This window comes from Salinivibrio sp. PR6 (assembly GCF_001995955.1).
Taxonomy (GTDB): domain Bacteria; phylum Pseudomonadota; class Gammaproteobacteria; order Enterobacterales; family Vibrionaceae; genus Salinivibrio; species Salinivibrio siamensis.
Map to the genome: position 1 here is coordinate 59343 of NZ_MUFA01000013.1, position 17676 is coordinate 77018.

Annotated in this window: 10 protein-coding genes, 1 tRNA gene, 3 rRNA genes and 1 riboswitch; of the genes, 7 read left to right on the plus strand and 7 right to left on the minus strand. The window is 52.1% G+C overall.

What is annotated here, in order from left to right; translation table 11 throughout:
* Positions 1–209: 209 nt before the first annotated feature.
* The 5 genes from BZG72_RS11740 (at position 210) to BZG72_RS11760 (ending at position 7622) form a co-directional block, all read left to right on the plus strand.
* Positions 210–917, plus strand: coding sequence for a LuxR C-terminal-related transcriptional regulator (locus tag BZG72_RS11740; RefSeq protein WP_077606031.1), 708 nt, complete (start codon positions 210–212; stop codon positions 915–917).
* Positions 918–979: 62 nt separating this feature from the next.
* A complete protein-coding gene (locus BZG72_RS11745) occupies positions 980–1945 on the plus strand; it encodes an acetyltransferase (protein WP_077666866.1) in 966 nt (321 codons plus the stop codon).
* A 181-nt stretch (positions 1946–2126) separates the two neighbouring features.
* Positions 2127–2990, plus strand: coding sequence for a UTP--glucose-1-phosphate uridylyltransferase GalU (gene galU / locus BZG72_RS11750; protein ID WP_077578646.1), 864 nt, complete (start codon positions 2127–2129; stop codon positions 2988–2990).
* Between the two features lie 136 nt (positions 2991–3126).
* Complete coding sequence (gene uvrA, locus BZG72_RS11755) at positions 3127–5952, plus strand: excinuclease ABC subunit UvrA (RefSeq protein ID WP_077666867.1); 2826 nt, start codon at positions 3127–3129, stop codon at positions 5950–5952.
* The gene (locus BZG72_RS11760) at positions 5952–7622 is read left to right on the plus strand and encodes a Wzy polymerase domain-containing protein (RefSeq protein WP_077666868.1); all 1671 of its coding nucleotides are present in this window, start codon (positions 5952–5954) and stop codon (positions 7620–7622) included. The genes uvrA and BZG72_RS11760 overlap by 1 nt, the downstream gene beginning before the upstream one ends.
* Here BZG72_RS11760 and BZG72_RS11765 read toward each other — a convergent pair.
* A complete protein-coding gene (locus tag BZG72_RS11765) occupies positions 7619–8752 on the minus strand; it encodes a pyridoxal-phosphate-dependent aminotransferase family protein (RefSeq protein WP_077606026.1) in 1134 nt (377 codons plus the stop codon). The two genes, BZG72_RS11760 and BZG72_RS11765, sit on opposite strands and share 4 nt — an antisense overlap.
* A gap of 263 nt (positions 8753–9015) precedes the next feature.
* A riboswitch (Lysine riboswitch) is annotated at positions 9016–9203 on the plus strand.
* Positions 9204–9300: 97 nt separating this feature from the next.
* On the opposite strand from BZG72_RS11765, the gene lysC reads away from it, so the two are divergent.
* Complete coding sequence (lysC, locus tag BZG72_RS11770; RefSeq protein WP_077666869.1) at positions 9301–10689, plus strand: lysine-sensitive aspartokinase 3; 1389 nt, start codon at positions 9301–9303, stop codon at positions 10687–10689.
* A 38-nt stretch (positions 10690–10727) separates the two neighbouring features.
* Here lysC and metH read toward each other — a convergent pair whose 3' ends face one another.
* Complete coding sequence (gene metH, locus BZG72_RS11775; RefSeq protein WP_077666870.1) at positions 10728–14387, minus strand: methionine synthase; 3660 nt, start codon at positions 14385–14387, stop codon at positions 10728–10730.
* Between the two features lie 183 nt (positions 14388–14570).
* Here metH and BZG72_RS11780 point away from each other — a divergent pair, with 183 nt between their 5' ends.
* The gene (locus BZG72_RS11780; protein ID WP_077578640.1) at positions 14571–15863 is read left to right on the plus strand and encodes a cation:proton antiporter; all 1293 of its coding nucleotides are present in this window, start codon (positions 14571–14573) and stop codon (positions 15861–15863) included.
* A 37-nt stretch (positions 15864–15900) separates the two neighbouring features.
* Here BZG72_RS11780 and metA read toward each other — a convergent pair whose 3' ends face one another.
* From metA to BZG72_RS11805, 5 genes are all read right to left on the minus strand, one after another.
* The gene (gene metA / locus BZG72_RS11785; RefSeq protein WP_046073872.1) at positions 15901–16848 is read right to left on the minus strand and encodes a homoserine O-acetyltransferase MetA; all 948 of its coding nucleotides are present in this window, start codon (positions 16846–16848) and stop codon (positions 15901–15903) included.
* 181 nt (positions 16849–17029) lie between these two features.
* A 5S ribosomal RNA gene (rrf, locus tag BZG72_RS11790) occupies positions 17030–17145 on the minus strand.
* Positions 17146–17152: 7 nt separating this feature from the next.
* A tRNA-Thr gene (locus BZG72_RS11795) sits at positions 17153–17228 on the minus strand.
* Between the two features lie 96 nt (positions 17229–17324).
* Positions 17325–17440: ribosomal RNA gene (gene rrf, locus BZG72_RS11800) — 5S ribosomal RNA — on the minus strand.
* Positions 17441–17555: 115 nt separating this feature from the next.
* Positions 17556–17676 (minus strand): 23S ribosomal RNA (locus BZG72_RS11805); the annotation flags it as partial.

The window sequence follows — 17676 nt, forward strand, 5'->3', positions numbered from 1 at the left end:
GAGCACCCCAGAGGTTCGAAGCTTTTCCACGCGATCTGTTTCCATATTCTGCAGTTAAAGCGTCAGCACAATGGGTTATCACTCGCAGCGTATACCTTAAAGATAAAAATGGTTTAGACTGATGGAAAGCTTGCCCAGCCTTGACGTCGGTGATCACCCCACTGACGTCACACGGATACGCATGTTGAGTCATCATCAGTAGGATGCTTATGAACCAGGCCGAAACCACCTCAGATAGTTACACACTGCTTCTTATTTCTCAGCCCAGTATGTCTGTGTCTGCACTGATGACATGCTTAGAAAAAGCAATTCATAGCGAGGTTGAGCTCGTGACGCCCGATGCGATCACTGACAAGCTCACCGCACGACCCGGTTTGGTGTTGGTAGACTTAAACGCCTTTGATGACATTGCCACCGAGCAGCTAAAACAATCGCTGATCCCCTTTGCCGACCAACATGTCTTTGCGCTGCTCAATGCACATGACTTAAGTGCCAAAGAACTCGCCAGCTGGCCATTTATCAAAGGGGTCTTTAAAAAAGAAGATGAGATCCGCCACCTATGTTATGGCATCGAAAAAATGTTCTCTGGCGAGTACTGGCTACCCCGTCACAAAATGGCCGCGTTAATTCACTATTATCAGCAGCACCACCAACAAGCGATCGATGAGCAGGCCATTGTCCTGACCAACCGCGAGCAACAAATCCTGCGCCACCTTGTCACGGGCGCCTCTAACCAAGACATTGCCCGTGCATTGGACGTCAGTGAGCATACCGTTAAGTCGCACCTTTATAACGTGTTTAAGAAAATCAATGTTAAAAACCGAGTACAAGCCGTGTTTTGGGCGAAAAACAACTTATCCCTAATTGGCTCCACGGGGCTTGAGGCCTATCCTGGCACCGACGACGATCACCGCTAGTTGGGTCAAGCTCACCCATCAAGGTAGGATGTCACGTTACTCAGTTAAAAAGGAATCACAGGATGGGATTTGATGTCTTTAACGGTGATGCCGATGGGCTTACCGCGCTGGTGCAATGGCGCTTAGCGCACCCACAAGCCACCACGTTAATTACGGGGGTTAAACGCGATATTGCTCTGTTAAAGCAAGTGCCCACAGGCCCCGAGCAGGTCACAGTACTCGACGTTTCTATGGCGAAGAACCAAGACGCACTCGCGAGATTACTCGCGGCTGGCACGCGCGTGTTCTATGCCGATCACCATCAAAGTGGTCCCATCCCAGATTCGCCTTTGTTAGACGCACATATTCATACCAGTGCTAACACCTGTACCGCGCTTATTATCGATAAACTTCTCGGTGGGCAGTATCGAGAATGGGCGTTAGTTGGCGCGTATGGCGATAACCTGGATCGCACGGCTAATGCCCTTGCTCAACAGTCGGGTATTGACGAGCAAACGCGCGCGCGGCTGGCACAGCTCGGCCACTATCTCAACTACAACAGCTATGGCGCGAGCTTGGATGACCTCATTATGCCCCCCGCGGTGTTATATCGTCACCTGTGTGGCTTTTCGACCCCCGATGCTTTTATGCGCGCTTATCCGGACATCGTGATGGCGCTGGCTGACGCGTATCAAAGTGACCGGGCGCATGCGCAAACCCTAACCCCGGCGCTAGGCGATGAAAACGCACAGGTGTATCAGCTTCCCGATGCCGCTTGGGCACGCCGAATAAGTGGCATGTTTGGCAACCAATTAGCCAACCGCCATCCTGATAGAGCCCATGCCGTGCTCACGCCAATGCCAGGAGGAGAATGGATGGTCAGTATTCGTGCCCCGCTAAATCGGCCTACTGGGGCGGCGCAGTTGGCCGAGCAATTCACAACAGGCGGTGGCCGCGCTGCGGCGGCGGGAATTAATGCCCTCCCACCGGCGTCCTTATCGACCTTTACCGATGCATTTATGGCGTATTTTTCCACCCATGCGGACTAAGCAACGCGGAGACGGTCACGCTATCTAGCCGCGTTGGCGCGCAGTACTTGCTTAGCCGCACTGAACCCAGCAAACTATTGACCCAGATAACATTGTTAGCAGCCGCTTGCTAACAACCCGCTTAGGGGTGTCGACTGCGTCATAAACCGCTCGCCACCCAACAAAAACGAAAGGATCTGAGATGATAAAAAAATGTCTGTTCCCAGCGGCTGGCTATGGCACCCGCTTTTTACCGGCAACCAAGTCGATGCCGAAAGAAATGATGCCAGTGGTCAACAAGCCTTTGATTGAATACGGCGTGGATGAAGCCTTGGAAGCGGGTATCAACGGCATGTGTATTGTCACCGGTCGTGGCAAGCATGCCATCATGGATCATTTTGATAAAAACTATGAGCTTGAGCATCAAATCAGTGGCACCAACAAAGAAGTGTTACTCGATGACATTCGCAATACCATAGAGAAAGCGTCATTCACTTACATTCGCCAACACGAAATGCGTGGACTCGGGCATGCGATTTTAACCGGTCGCGATCTGGTCGGCGACGAAGCGTTTGCTGTCGTGCTCGCCGATGATCTTTGCATCCATCCTGACAATGGCGTTCTCAAGCAAATGGTCGCTCTATATAACCAGTTCCGTTGCTCGATTGTCGCGGTGGAAGAAGTCCCGGAAGATGAGACCCATAAATATGGTGTCATTGCCGGTCAAGAGATCAAAGATGACCTTTTCCGCGTAGACAACATGGTGGAAAAACCCGATCCCGGCGATGCGCCAAGCAATCTTGCTATTATTGGCCGGTATATTTTAACGCCAGATATCTTTGACCTGTTAGAAACGACCCCGCCAGGTAAAAACGGCGAAGTCCAGATCACCGATGCGCTGCTCAAACAAGCACAGTCAGGGTGTGTACTGGCGTATAAATTTAAAGGCGAGCGCTTTGACTGTGGCAGCGTAGAAGGCTTTATTGAAGCCACCAATCACTGCTACAAGCACCACTACCTTGGCGGAAGCAACAAAGACGAAGCGACGGTCAAAAACCGTCGATAACGTTAACCGCGTCGGATCGCGCGTTTTTCCCTTCGAGTAAAGGCTGTGTAAATATACAGCCTTTTTATTTGGTCATGGTCATGTCTGTGCCATACTAGGCGACCAACCAGTGAGCTGACTGAGTAGTAGGATAATAATGGACAATATCGACGTCAGAGGCGCGCGCACGCATAACCTCAAAAACATCAACCTCACCATCCCTCGTGATAAACTGATTGTGATCACCGGCCTATCTGGCTCGGGAAAATCATCGCTGGCCTTCGACACCCTATACGCCGAAGGCCAGCGCCGTTACGTTGAATCCTTGTCAGCGTATGCGCGCCAGTTTCTCTCCTTAATGGAAAAACCCGATGTTGACCATATCGAGGGGCTGTCACCTGCGATCTCGATAGAGCAAAAGTCCACCTCGCATAACCCGCGCTCAACGGTCGGCACCATCACTGAAGTGTATGACTACTTACGCTTACTGTATGCGCGAGTGGGCGAGCCACGCTGTCCCACTCATGATGTGACCTTAGCGGCTCAGACCGTCAGTCAGATGGTCGATAAAGTGCTTGCGCTGCCGGAAGGAAGCAAGCTAATGCTGCTCGCGCCGATCATTAAAAACCGTAAAGGGGAGCATGTTAAGACTCTGGAGAACCTCGCTGCGCAAGGGTTTATCCGTGCCCGAATCAATGGCGAAGTGTGCGATCTATCCGATCCGCCGACACTCGAGCTGCAGAAAAAGCACACCATTGAGGTGGTGGTCGATCGCTTTAAAGTACGCGATGATCAGCAACAGCGTTTGGCAGAATCTTTTGAGACCGCGCTCGAGCTAACAGGCGGCAGCGCGGTGATCAGTTGGATGGACGGTGAAGGGGAAGAGATCATTTTTTCCGCCAACTTTGCCTGCCCACACTGCGGTTACAGCATGCAAGAGCTTGAACCGCGCCTGTTCTCCTTTAATAACCCAGCCGGTGCCTGTGGTACCTGCGACGGCTTGGGGGTGCAACAGTATTTTGATCCTAAGCGCGTTCTCCAAAATCCAGCCGTCAGCCTCGCGGGTGGGGCGATCCGCGGCTGGGATCGGCGTAACTTTTATTACTTCCAAATGCTACGCTCGCTGTCTGAGCATTATGGCTTTGATTTGGAAACGCCGTGGCAGGATCTGTCGGGCACCGTTCAGGACATTCTCTTGTACGGTTCCGGCCCGAAAGAGATCGAGTTCAAATACGTCAACGATCGGGGCGATATTCGCGTACGTAAGCATCCCTTTGAGGGGATCCTCAATAACATGGAGCGTCGCTATCGCGACACCGAATCGAATGCTGTGCGCGATGAGCTTGCCAAATATATCGCCACCAAACCTTGTGCCAGCTGCGGTGGCTCACGCTTACGCCAAGAAGCTCGTCACGTGTTTATCGACGGCCACAATCTACCCGAGATTTGTGAGCTGAGCATTCAACAGGCGCTGGACTTCTTTGAACAACTGACCTTGACCGGGCAACGCGCTAAGATTGCCGAAAAAGTGATGAAAGAGATCCATGACCGGCTACGGTTTTTAGTCAATGTGGGGCTTAACTACCTGAATTTATCGCGCAGTGCCGATACCCTCTCTGGCGGTGAAGCACAGCGTATTCGACTGGCCAGCCAAATTGGCGCGGGCTTGGTGGGGGTCATGTACGTACTGGATGAGCCCTCTATTGGTCTGCACCAGCGTGACAATGCCCGCTTGCTCGATACCTTGGAGCATCTGCGCGATCTGGGGAACACTGTCATGGTGGTCGAGCATGATGAAGATGCCATTCGCGCGGCCGACTACATCATTGATATTGGCCCGGGGGCCGGGGCACATGGTGGTCAAATTGTTGCCGAAGGCAGTTTAGAGGACATACTCGCCAGTGAGTCATCACTGACAGGTCAGTATCTAAGTGGAAAGCAAGCGATCGAGGTTCCCACAAAGCGTATTGAGCGCGACCCAAACAAAATGTTGACGCTGAAAGGGGCGACGGGCAACAACCTGAAAAACGTTGATCTCCACCTACCTGTCGGACTCCTTACTTGCGTGACGGGCGTGTCAGGCTCAGGCAAGTCAACGCTTATCAATGACACCTTTTTTAAAGTGGCCCACCAGCAATTAAACGGCGCGACCACCGCCGATCCCGCGCCTTACGAGTCGATTGATGGGTTGGGACATTTCGACAAGGTGATCGATATTGATCAAAGCCCCATTGGCCGTACCCCACGCTCAAACCCAGCCACCTATACGGGGATCTTTACCCCGATACGTGAACTCTTTGCCGGTACCCAAGAGGCACGGGCACGCGGATATAAAGTGGGCCGTTTTAGCTTTAACGTGCGCGGCGGTCGCTGCGAAGCGTGCCAAGGTGATGGCGTGATCAAAGTGGAAATGCATTTCTTGCCCGATGTGTATGTACCTTGTGATGTGTGTAAAGGTAAACGTTATAACCGGGAAACATTGGAAGTACGCTATAAAGGCAAAACCATCGATGAAGTCCTTGATATGACCGTCGAGGACGCGCGTGAGTTTTTCGACGCCGTGCCCGCTATCAAGCGTAAACTGCAAACATTGATGGATGTCGGCCTGAGCTATATTCGCCTTGGCCAAGCGGCCACCACCTTATCGGGGGGTGAAGCACAGCGGGTCAAGTTAGCACGAGAGCTGTCTAAGCGTGACACGGGTAAAACGCTTTACATCCTCGATGAACCAACCACAGGGCTTCATTTCCATGATATTCAGCAACTGCTTAATGTCCTGCACCGCTTGCGCGAACAGGGCAACACTATCGTGGTGATTGAGCATAATCTGGATGTGATAAAGACCGCGGACTGGATCATCGACTTAGGGCCAGAGGGCGGTAATGGCGGCGGTGAAATCATCGCGCAAGGTACACCGGAAGCGATCGTGGATGTGGTGGGTAGCCACACCGCTCACTTCCTCAAACCTATGTTGGAGCGATAATGACCTCAGCGCTGCCGCAGAGTCGCGTGATACGAAAGCCGCTAACAACCCCATTTCTACTAACGTTAGCGACCTTGTGGTTGATCTGCTTACCACTGTACTCGGTGTCTCTCCCGCTGGTTGGCATACGCCACCCTGCAGCGGCGCTTTCCTTGTTAACGCTCGCGTTCACCTTGGGGTTTGCCTGCTTAGAAGTCGTGCGTCAGCATACTTGGCGGGCAAGCCGACTAACCTGGATGCTTGGTTTGGCAACGGGCCTGGCGATTATTCCTTATTACTATCCACACGCTGAGGCACTCAATAGCGACTATGCCATGGCCGCCTTGATACTTAGCCTCGGTTTCTTCTCCAGCCTTCAACAGTTTGTTTTTAACCATTCGCAGCGGCAAAAGCTACTCGGGGTATTTTTACTCGCCTCTTGGCTAGCGGTACTGTCGGTGTTGGGCAATCAATCACCACCGGGCATGGCGCCTTTTATGTTTAACAACTGGGTGCCTCACTTGCCCCCTGCGGTCACGCACACACTGCTACTTACAGGTCTCACCTTAGCGGCGTATATTCTCGCCAGAGAGCCGAGTGGCCGCTACCGCCATCCCATCAGCCAAAGCTTATTGGCCGTCACCCCTTTGGTTTTTATTCCAGTGTTAGCGATGCAAGGCCAGCCCCTGCTGCTGCTCTTTGCCTTGTGTGCCATCGTGTTACAGCAAGCCTATTTGAGTCGCTTTGCCTCCAGGCGCCAGCACAAAACTTGGCTTGTGGCAGTCTGTCTCGGCGCGATCCTGGCGATATTTGCCCTCAGTGGTCAAGATAGTTGGCAATGGCTGAGCGACGGCGAGCGACGTGCGTTGGGTTTAGCGTGGCAACAATGGCAGACAACGCCCTTTTTCGGCGTGGGCATGGGGAATGGTAAGCAGGCCTTGCTGTTGCTTTCTGCTTCACAACCCGGCCATCTTGGTCCAGTGAACCTGCCTAGTGCACTGCTGTTTTGGCTGTTGGAAGGAGGCTTATTGATTGGATTGGGCTATGTGTTGGTGATCATGGCGCTCGGCGTCAGGATCCTTCGTGCTCCCTCAGGGACACGGCGGATCTTGATTGCTTTAGTGCTACCTCCGCTCACTGGACTGATGATCTATCCGGTAAGCGGCACCCAGTGGTTCAATGGGGTATTGTTACTCCTTTGGCTATACTGGCTTGATAACCTCACCAGCAAATATCGCCGCTACCCGGTACTCACTCATGGTTACAGCCAACGTGTGGCCAGTCGCACCGTGATCACTGCCCTCGTCATCACGACACTCGTGTGCCTGTCATCCGTATATTTGGCCAATCGTTATTTGCGCGACTCTTTACTCAGCTCGCAACGTTTTGCCTTATACCAGCAACATCCATGGTGGCAGCAAAAGCTCGCCCACGCACAACAAAGCCGTCACTTTCAGGCTAATTTAGCAACTCTGTCTGACACTGAGCGCCAGCAACACCTTAACCAATTATTGCGCCAAGTCGCACAACGACCACGCTTTGCTGGCTATCAGCATGCCTATCAAGTGGCCCTACAAATCGGTGACCGTCAGCGGGCTCGCGATATCCAGCAAGAAGCACGTTACTTGTATCCAAACGCGGCGAAGGTATGGACAATCCGCCATACCCTACCGGATCATTCAACGCCCTAGCGCAATGCCTCTTCAAGGGCTTTAAGGCACAGGGCAATGTTCTCATCCCTTGCGCCGTAGCCCATTAAGCCGATTCGCCAGGCTTTACCCGCCAAATCACCGAGGCCAGCGCCAATTTCCAAGTTATAGGTGTGAAGTAAATGCTGGCGCACGGCGGCATCATCCACGCCCTCAGGAATATAAACGGCGTTAAGCTGGGGCAAACGATAAGGTTCATCGACCACAAAGCCAATCCCTAAATTGTCCAATCCCGCTTTCAAACGCTGATGCATGGTATCGTGGCGTTGCCACGCGTTCTCAATCCCTTCGTGATACAGTTTGAGCAGGGCTTCATGTAGGGCATATAAACTATTCACGGGTGCCGTATGGTGGTAGCTACGTTTGCCGTCGCCGCTCCAATACCCCAGCACCAAACTTTGATCGAGAAACCAGCTTTGCACCTTGTGAGTCCGCGCCTGCATTTTTTCTACTGCACGGGGCGAGAATGTCACTGGCGACAAGCCCGGTACACACGACAAACATTTTTGACTGCCTGAATAGACCGCATCTAATTGCCACTCGTCCACCTTCAACGGCACGCCACCGAGTGAGGTCACCGCATCGACAATGGTGAGGCAGCCGTGTTCACGTGCCAAGGTGGCAAGGGCCTGTGCATCAGAGCAAGCGCCTGTGGACGTCTCCGCGTGGACAAATGCGACTATGCTAGCCTCCGGGTGCGCCTTCAAGGCCGCTTCCACCTTTTCAGGATTAACCGGAGCGCCCCAGGCATCATCAACCATGACCGCATGTGCACCACAACGCTCCACGTTTTCTCGCATCCGGTCGCCAAACACGCCATTGCGACAGACGATCACTGTGTCGCCAGGCTCCACCAAATTGACAAAACAGGCTTCCATCCCCGCACTTCCAGGTGCAGAGACCGCAATGGTAAACGGATTGTCGGTTTGAAAAGCGTACTGCAGTAGCTGCTTGACCTCATCCATCATGCCAATGAATAAGGGGTCAAGATGCCCCAATGTCGGCTTGCTCAATGATTGCAGCACCGACGGGTAAATGTCAGAGGGCCCTGGCCCCATCAATGTGCGAGCGACGGGTTGAAAAGACTGAATATCGGAAATTGCACGAGCCATCACGAATCCTTGTTGTTGGTACCGAGGCTCACCGTTATAGCATATTTTTTCGCCATCCCCCTAGCCTCTGGCACATGAACTGTGTGATCGCTAGCGGCGATTTATGTTTCTTTTCAGTGCCGATAGGGCGCAATGGCCTCCTTTTCCTCAGTCAAAGCGGGGGCTGGGCAGTGCTCCCCCATCAAGAGCAAAAACACGGTTGACACCCTGCGACCACACCCGTAATGTTAAAACTGTTCATGCGGTCACCAACCCATGACTGAACATGCAGAAGAGGTGCATTTCTCAGGCAGTTATCAGGCGGAGCCCCACTCCTAAGCGTGATAACCAGGGGAGACAATGCCGAGGTGGCGTAAGATCGGGGTCGATACGCTGCCGGCCTTGAAGGCTGAATCCTTCAGGCTGTCACTTGTCATCCATATGGACAGACAGGTGGAGCGCTTCTGGCAGAATGCCTGCCGTTTGCTCTTCCTACCTTGTCGCGGTATTTATCGCGGTCACGATGTGACTTCTGATGTTCCCCACTGACTTTTGAATATATTGAATCAATGAGCACGAGCTCAAAAGGGGAAAAGGACGTGAACCCGTTACCATCAATTTCAGTCGCTAAGTTTGGCGGCACCAGTGTCGGGACGCTAGAGGCTATGCAGCAAAGCGCCGCGGTTATCGAGCAAAACCCGCAAACCCGTTTAATCGTGATCAGTGCGTGCGCCGGAGTGACCAATCATTTAGTCGCGCTCGCAAAAGGGATCAGCGACCCTGACGTGCGCCAAGCCAAGTTGGACGCCATTAATGCCATTCACCAAGCAATATTGCAGCAACTTCCTGATTGCCAAAACACGCAAGCAGCCGTCGAACACTGGCATCTCGCCATTGCCGAGTATGCCGAAAAAGCGGCCATCATTCCTGACACAGCGCTAACGGATGCGTTGGTTGCCTGCGGCGAGCTGATCTCAACCCATATTTTCACCCATTTGCTCAACAGCCGAGGTATAACCGCTTTGAGAGTAGATGCGCGTGAATTGCTGCGCACCGACAGCCAGTTTGGCTGTGCCCAGCCTGACCCACAACAGACGCGAACACAGTGCCACGACCAATTGCTTCCGCATTTAGCCACACATCGAGTGGTCACCCAAGGGTTTATCGGCGCGGATGCCCACGGACAAACCACCACCTTAGGCCGTGGTGGTAGCGACTACAGTGCAGCACTGTTCGCCGAAGCCGTGGGCGCAGAGAGTTTGGCCATTTGGACCGATGTGCCCGGGATTTATACCACCGACCCGCGGATTGCCGAACAAGCGCGCCCAATCAGTGAGATTGGTTTTAGCGAAGCCTCAGAAATGGCCACGTTTGGTGCCAAAATCCTGCACCCGTCCACCTTACTGCCTGCAGTGCGCCAACATATACCAGTGTTTGTCGGGGCCGCGAGAGCGCCTGAGCAAGGCGGCACCTGGATCCGCGAGCAAGCGCACTCGGCACCGCTGTTTCGTGCCGTCGCCTTACGACGAAACCAAACCATGGTGACACTAACCAGCTTAAACATGTTCCATGCATATGGTTTTTTGGCCAAAGTCTTTGAGGTTTTGGCACGATTTGAAATCTCGGTGGACTTGATCACCACCTCGGAGGTCAGTGTCGCTTTAACCCTTGATCAAACCAACACTCAGGGCGACGCGCCGCAGCTGCCACAAGCGGCTATCGCCGAGCTGACCCAGTTATGTCATGTCGAGATCTGCGAGAACCTGGCGGTGGTAGCGCTGATTGGCAATGATATGAATCATACTGCTGGCGCGACAGCGCCGGTGTTCAGTGCCTTAGCACAATATAAACTACGCATGATTTGCTACGGTGCCAGCAACCACAATGTATGTGTTGTGGTTGAAGATGACGATGCCACCCAGGTGGTGCAGCGGTTACACGCGGACTTATTTGAATAATAAAAAAGCCAGCACAGGCAATGTGCTGGCTTCTTTCGTTAGCCGTTTAAGTTCGGCCCGAGCCATTTTTCCGCTTCTTCGCTGCTCCACCCTTTGCGTGCTGCATAGCTGTCTCGCTGATCGTTTTGGATCTTCGCCACCGCAAAGTAACGTGATTCAGGGTGGGAAAAATACCAACCTGAGACCGACGCCCCCGGCCACATGGCATAGCTTTCGGTAAGTGTCATCCCCGTATGTGCTTCTACCGACAGCAATTGCCAAATTTTGCCTTTCTCACTGTGTTCAGGACAGGCGGCATAACCCGGCGCTGGCCGGATCCCTTGGTATTGCTCGCGGATCAGCGCATCGTTATCGAGCGTCTCATCGGGCGCATAGCCCCACAAGGTAATCCGAATTTGCTGATGGAGGTACTCTGCAAAGGCTTCTGCGAGTCTATCGGCGACCGCCTGGATCATGATCGCGTTATAATCATCCCCTTTCGCTTTGTATTCTTCCGCCAAGGCATATTCGCCAATACCACCTGTCACCGCAAATGCGCCAATCCAATCCGGCTGGCCACTGCTTTTTGGCGCAATAAAGTCCGACAAGCAATAGTTGGCACCACGTGGCTTTTTCGTTTGCTGACGCAAGTGGTTCAATATGGTGCTCACCGTTTGTCGTGACGAGTCGGTATACACTTCAATATCATCCTCAACGCTGTTGGCAGGAAAAAGGCCACACACTCCCTTCGCGGCGACCAAGCCTTCTGCCTTGAAACGATCGAGCCAAGCATTGGCGTCTTGATACAAACGGCGCGCTTCCTCACCCACTAGTTCGTGATCCAAAATCGCCGGGAATTTGCCACTGAGTGACCACGTCATAAAGAAGGGTGTCCAGTCGATATACTGACGTAAGGTCGCTATCGAGACATCATCGTAAACATGCACGCCCGGCTTCAACGGCTGCGGAGGAGCATAGTTTGCCCAGTCCGTTTGCCACTTATTGTCCCGCGCCTGCTCAAGGGTGACGGGAGCGGTTCGAGGCGTTTTGCGTTGATGTTGCTCACGCACCGCCGCATAGTCTTTGGCTAAACGGGCCACAAAATCCGGCCGCTGAGTCTGTGACAGCAAAGATGAGCACACCCCCACGGCACGTGACGCGTTGGGCACATAGACCACGGGCGCATGGTAATGCTGTTCAATCTTCACCGCGGTATGGGCTTTGGACGTGGTCGCGCCGCCAATAAGCAAAGGAATATCAAACCCTTGGCGCTCCATCTCTTTCGCCACGTTCACCATCTCATCTAACGATGGGGTAATCAGGCCTGATAAACCAATAATATCGACGTTTTCCTCACGCGCCACCGACAGGATCTTATCGGTCGGCACCATCACGCCAAGATCAATAATCTCGAAGTTATTACATTGCAGCACCACGCCAACAATGTTTTTGCCAATGTCATGCACATCCCCTTTGACCGTGGCGAGCAAGATCTTGCCATTGGTCTGTCCTTGCTGCTTTTCAGCATTGATGTAGGGCTCAAGGTAAGCCACCGCCTGCTTCATCACCCGTGCCGACTTCACCACTTGTGGCAGGAACATCTTGCCTTCACCAAACAAGTCCCCGACCACGTTCATGCCTGCCATCAGTGGGCCTTCAATCACTTCTAGAGGTTTACTTGCCGCGGCGCGAGCCAGCTCGGTGTCTTCAACAATAAACTCTGTAATGCCTTTGACCAGTGCATGTTCCAACCGCTTTTCCACCGGCCAACTGCGCCACTCCGCAGTTTCCGCGACCTCGTTCTCCCCACTATCGCGATAGCTGTCGGCGATCTCCAATAAACGCTCCGTGGCGCCATCATCTTTGTTGAGCACCACATCTTCTACTGCCAAGCGCAAAGACTCGGCTAAATCATCATAGATGGCTAACTGACCGGCGTTGACGATCCCCATATCCATGCCATTTTTGATGCAGTGATACAAAAACACCGCATGAATGGCCTCGCGGACTGGGTTGTTACCTCGAAACGAAAACGACACATTGGAGACACCGCCCGAGATCATGGCATGCGGCAGGTTTTGTTTAATGTCGGCCACGGCGTTGATGAAATCGACTGCGTAGTTATTGTGCTCATCAATGCCGGTGGCAACCGCAAAAATGTTGGGATCGAAGATAATATCTTCCGGCGGAAAGCCGACTTGCTCGACCAGAAGATGATAAGCGCGCGTACAGATTTCCACTTTCCGTGCTTGAGTATCGGCTTGACCTTGTTCGTCAAACGCCATCACGATCACCGCCGCGCCATAGCGACGGACTAAACGTGCTTGGCGAAGAAAAGCCTCTTCTCCTTCTTTGAGCGAAATAGAATTGACGATGCCTTTCCCTTGAATGCACTTGAGGCCAGCTTCAATCACTTCCCATTTGGAGGAGTCAATCATCACAGGCACGCGGGCAATATCCGGCTCGGCCGCGCATAAATTGAGGAATCGCACCATGGCCTTTTCGGCATCCAACATGCCTTCATCCATATTGATATCGATGATTTGGGCGCCGTTTTCCACTTGCTGCAATGCCACTTCCAGCGCTTCGTCGTATTGCTCTTCAACGATTAAGCGTTTAAAGCGTGCTGAGCCAGTCACATTGGTGCGCTCACCCACGTTAACGAACAAGCTATCGGCATTAATGGTCAGGGGCTCGAGCCCAGACAAGCGACAGGCTACAGGGTGGTCAGGCAGAGAGCGTGGCGCATGTTTTTTCACCGCGTCGCTAATCGCTTGAATATGCTCAGGCGTGGTGCCACAACAACCACCGACCAAATTGATAAAGCCAGACGCCGCCCACTCATCAATGTGTGTCGCCATCTGTTCGGGAGAAAGGTCATACTCACCAAACGCGTTGGGCAACCCCGCATTAGGGTGGACGGAGACAAAGCCCTCACAAATGCCGCTCAGCTCTTTGACATACTGGCGCAATTCAGCCGGCCCAAGTGCGCAGTTTAAGCCAAACGACAGTGGCTCAACATGGCGCAGCGAGTGATAAAAGGCGGCGGTCGTTTGTCCGGATAAGGTGCGTCCAGACGCATCAGTGATGGTGCCGGAGATCATAATGGGTAAGCGAAACCCACGGGCATCAAAGACCTTTTCAACCGCAAACGCACAGGCTTTGGCATTCAAGGTATCAAAAATGGTCTCCAACATGATGATATCAACCCCACCCTCAATGAGCGCTTCGGTGGACTCGGCATACACGTCGACTAACTGATCAAAGCTGACATTGCGAAACCCAGGGTCATTCACATCTGGTGAGATTGAGCACGTTCGATTGGTCGGCCCCAACACACCCGCGACAAAACGGGGTTTATCCGGCGTTTTAGCCGTCCAAGCATCAGCGACCTCACGCGCAAGCCGGGCTGCCGCTACGTTGATTTCCGCACTCAGCGCCTGCATGTCGTAATCAGCCATCGCAATTTGGGTGGCGTTAAAGGTGTTAGTTTCAATAATGTCCGCGCCCGCGGCCAGGTAATCACTGTGTAGCGAAGCGATCTTATCAGGCTGAGTCAGCACCAAAAGATCATTGTTGCCTTTCACATCACAGTGCCAATCTTTAAAACGTTGGCCACGATAATCGGCCTCATTGAGCCCTAACCCCTGAATCATGGTGCCCATGCCACCATCGATCACTAGAATACGGTCGCGCAGTTGCTGTGTCAGTCGGTCCATACTATTACGCTTATCATCTTCCTCGTTGCAGTCATTTCATCCTACCACAGCGAAAATGGAAATCTAGACGTCTATAAATAACAATTTATTTTGATCTATTTCAATTCAGCTGTTCGTTTTGACAACGATTTCTATTAATATTTTGACACATTTTTTCATTCCCTCGTTGTACTAGGAAGCGGCATGTCAACTTACGCAATCCTCAGCTTTATGGCTGCTGCAGCCATCTTTATCGCTTTTATTAATAGTAAAATCAGTCGAGTACAAACCACCATCGCCATCACCGCCAGCTCGCTCCTACTGTCTTTGTTGATAGTGGTCGCCGGTCAATACCAAGCCATTCCACTCAAAACCATGGCCGAGCAAATACTGACAGATATCCACTTCGATACCTTTTTGCTCAAAGGCGTCCTCGGCTTTTTGCTCTTCGCGGGGGGAATTGGTGTCAAGCTTCCCTCTTTCTCCGACCAAAAGTGGGAGATCACGACCCTGGTGATCGGCGGGCTATTGGTCTCTGTGTTTTTAATCGGCACCGGTATCTGGGGCGTGTTTCAGCTGATCGGTATTCCTTTCGATTATCTCTACTGCCTGCTATTTGGCGCGCTGATCTCGCCGACCGATCCCATTGCTGTTCTCGCCATTGTGAAAAAACTGCAAGCACCGATGCGGATCACGACACAAATAGAGGGAGAATCGCTATTTAATGATGGCGTGGGTATCGTGATCTTTGTGACTCTTTTTACCCTGGCCTTTGGCGACAACAACCCGACGGTGGGCGGTACCATTGCCTTGTTTTTACAAGAAGCCGTTGGCGGGATTTTATATGGCCTGGTGCTTGGCTATCTTTTCCATCGCTTGATTTGTGCCACCAACGACCACTCGATGGAATTGCTATTAACGCTGGCTATCCCCAGCGCTGGCTATGTCCTGGCCGATATGCTGCATGTCTCTGGCCCGCTGGCAATGGTGGTTGCCGGGATTATGATTGGCAACTGGACCCGCTTTATTGGCTTTTCCAAAGAAAGTGAAGATCACCTCGACCACTTCTGGGAACTGGTCGATGAATTTCTTAACAGCCTACTCTTTCTCCTCATCGGGGTTAGCTTGCTGCAAATCAGTTTCCATAAAGAAGACTGGATCATTATGGCGGCGGTGGTGCCTATTGTGCTTCTCGCCCGGTTTATCAGCGTGAAAGTGTGTTACCTCGGCTTTAAGCGCTTTCGAACCTATAACCCTTGGGCAGTACGTATATTAAGCTGGGGAGGCTTACGCGGAGGGCTTGCGTTGGCCATGGCAATGGCCGTGCCCGCTGGCATCATGGTGGTGCCGGAAAAAAATATCGATGTTCGCGAGCTGATCCTCATCATGACCTATGCGGTGGTGGTGTTCTCCATTTTGGTGCAAGGCTCAACCATGACAGGCATGGTTGATAAAGCAAACGCAGCACAAGACGAAATGGATAAACATCAAAGCTAACCGAGTCCCTAACCCAAAAGCGCCCGCAGGCGCTTTTTTATTCATCAAGGGTAAAGTTAGACGCGGAAAAGGCATCCAAGTCGAAGGGCGTTTGCTGGTAAACACAATAGTTTAGCCAGTTGGCAAACAGTAAATGCCCATGGCTTCGCCAACTCACATACGGTGGCTGCGAAGGATCGTCATCTGGGTAATAGTTAAGGGGGACCGCGGGCTCCATGCCTTCTTCTAAATCCCGATGGTATTCATGATGCAGGGTATGAGAATCATACTCAGGATGACCGGTGACAAACACATTGCGCTTATCTTTCGTCGCCGCCAGATAGGTACCCGCTTCATTGGACGTGGCTAAAATATCGAGGTCGGTATGTTCGGCCAGATAACTCGGAGAAAAATCCGCATAGCGTGAGTGGGGCGCTAAGAAGCTATCATCAAAGCCGCGTAATAGCGGGTGTTTGCATAACTCAGCATTAATGTGGTGACGGTAAACCCCTGACAACTTCTCTTTGCGGGTTTTCTTGGGTAAATCATACAGCAACTTTAACCCTGCTTGCGCGGCCCAACAAATATATAAGGTTGAGGTAACGTGCTTATGCGCCCAATTCATCACATCTTGAAGGTGCTCCCAATATATCACGTCCTCAAACTGCACCAGTCCTAACGGTGCCCCCGTCACGATCAGACCATCAAAGTTGCGCGTTCGTACAGTCTCAAATTGACGATAGAAGGTATCAAGATGCTCGGTAGGCGTATTTTTGCTTGGTCGATTATCTATCCGCAGTAACTCCACATCCACTTGCAAGGGACTGTTAGAAAGCAGACGCATAAATTGCGTTTCGGTCTCGATTTTTTTCGGCATCAGGTTAAGTAGCAGCACCTTCAGCGGGCGAATGTTTTGACTCACCGCACGGGTTTCTGTCATCACGAAAATATTTTCGCGCCGCAGGATATTGGTCGCGGGGAGTTGATCCGGGATTTTAATCGGCATCACTGCCTCCTAGGGATGTTTAGACGTCCAGATATCTAATAACATAACGCAGCCACTGACCGAGCTCAAGCAATAATCAATCATTGCACAAGTGTTGTTTAAGCATAGGAAAAGACAGGATCAATGAGGAGAGGCAAAAACGAAAAAAGCCCCCCGCAAATGCGGAGGGCTTATAAATAACTCTTGGCAGTGACCTACTCTCACATGGGGAGACCCCACACTACCATCGGCGCAGCAACGTTTCACTTCTGAGTTCGGCATGGGTTCAGGTGGTGCCGTTACGCTATGGCCGCCAAGAAAAACCTGGTGCTGATAGGCAGATTTGAACTGCCGACCTCACCCTTACCAAGGGTGCGCTCTACCAACTGAGCTATATCAGCGAAAACGCTTCATCAAAGTCTTACGTCTATTTGCTTTGATGCTTAAAGCTGTTTTTGCCTTCAGATTTTTCCAAAAATCTGAAAACAAGAAAGCAAGCCTGGCGATGTCCTACTCTCACATGGGGAGACCCCACACTACCATCGGCGCTGCTTCGTTTCACTACTGAGTTCGGCATGGAGTCAGGTGGGTCCAAAGCGCTATGGTCGCCAAGCAAAATTTGGTGTGTCTTCACTTTTCAGTCAAAACACKTAATCTAGAAAGCTGTTCGTTCTCGCCACAATCAACTGGCTTATTTTAAGTCCAACCCAAAACCTCTTGGGTGTTGTATGGTTAAGCCTCACGGGCAATTAGTACAGGTTAGCTCAACGCCTCACAGCGCTTACACACCCTGCCTATCAACGTTCTAGTCTAGAACAACCCTTTAGAGAGCTCGAAGCTCTAGGGATG

Coding starts and splice junctions, on each gene's coding strand:
- BZG72_RS11745 (WP_077666866.1), top strand. CDS start 980: ATGGGATTTGATGTCTTTAACGGTGATGCCGATGGGCTTACCGCGCTG.
- uvrA (WP_077666867.1), top strand. CDS start 3,127: ATGGACAATATCGACGTCAGAGGCGCGCGCACGCATAACCTCAAAAAC.
- BZG72_RS11740 (WP_077606031.1), top strand. CDS start 210: ATGAACCAGGCCGAAACCACCTCAGATAGTTACACACTGCTTCTTATT.
- BZG72_RS11765 (WP_077606026.1), bottom strand. CDS start 8,752: ATGGCTCGTGCAATTTCCGATATTCAGTCTTTTCAACCCGTCGCTCGC.
- metH (WP_077666870.1), bottom strand. CDS start 14,387: ATGGACCGACTGACACAGCAACTGCGCGACCGTATTCTAGTGATCGAT.
- metA (WP_046073872.1), bottom strand. CDS start 16,848: ATGCCGATTAAAATCCCGGATCAACTCCCCGCGACCAATATCCTGCGG.
- lysC (WP_077666869.1), top strand. CDS start 9,301: ATGAGCACGAGCTCAAAAGGGGAAAAGGACGTGAACCCGTTACCATCA.
- BZG72_RS11780 (WP_077578640.1), top strand. CDS start 14,571: ATGTCAACTTACGCAATCCTCAGCTTTATGGCTGCTGCAGCCATCTTT.
- galU (WP_077578646.1), top strand. CDS start 2,127: ATGATAAAAAAATGTCTGTTCCCAGCGGCTGGCTATGGCACCCGCTTT.
- BZG72_RS11760 (WP_077666868.1), top strand. CDS start 5,952: ATGACCTCAGCGCTGCCGCAGAGTCGCGTGATACGAAAGCCGCTAACA.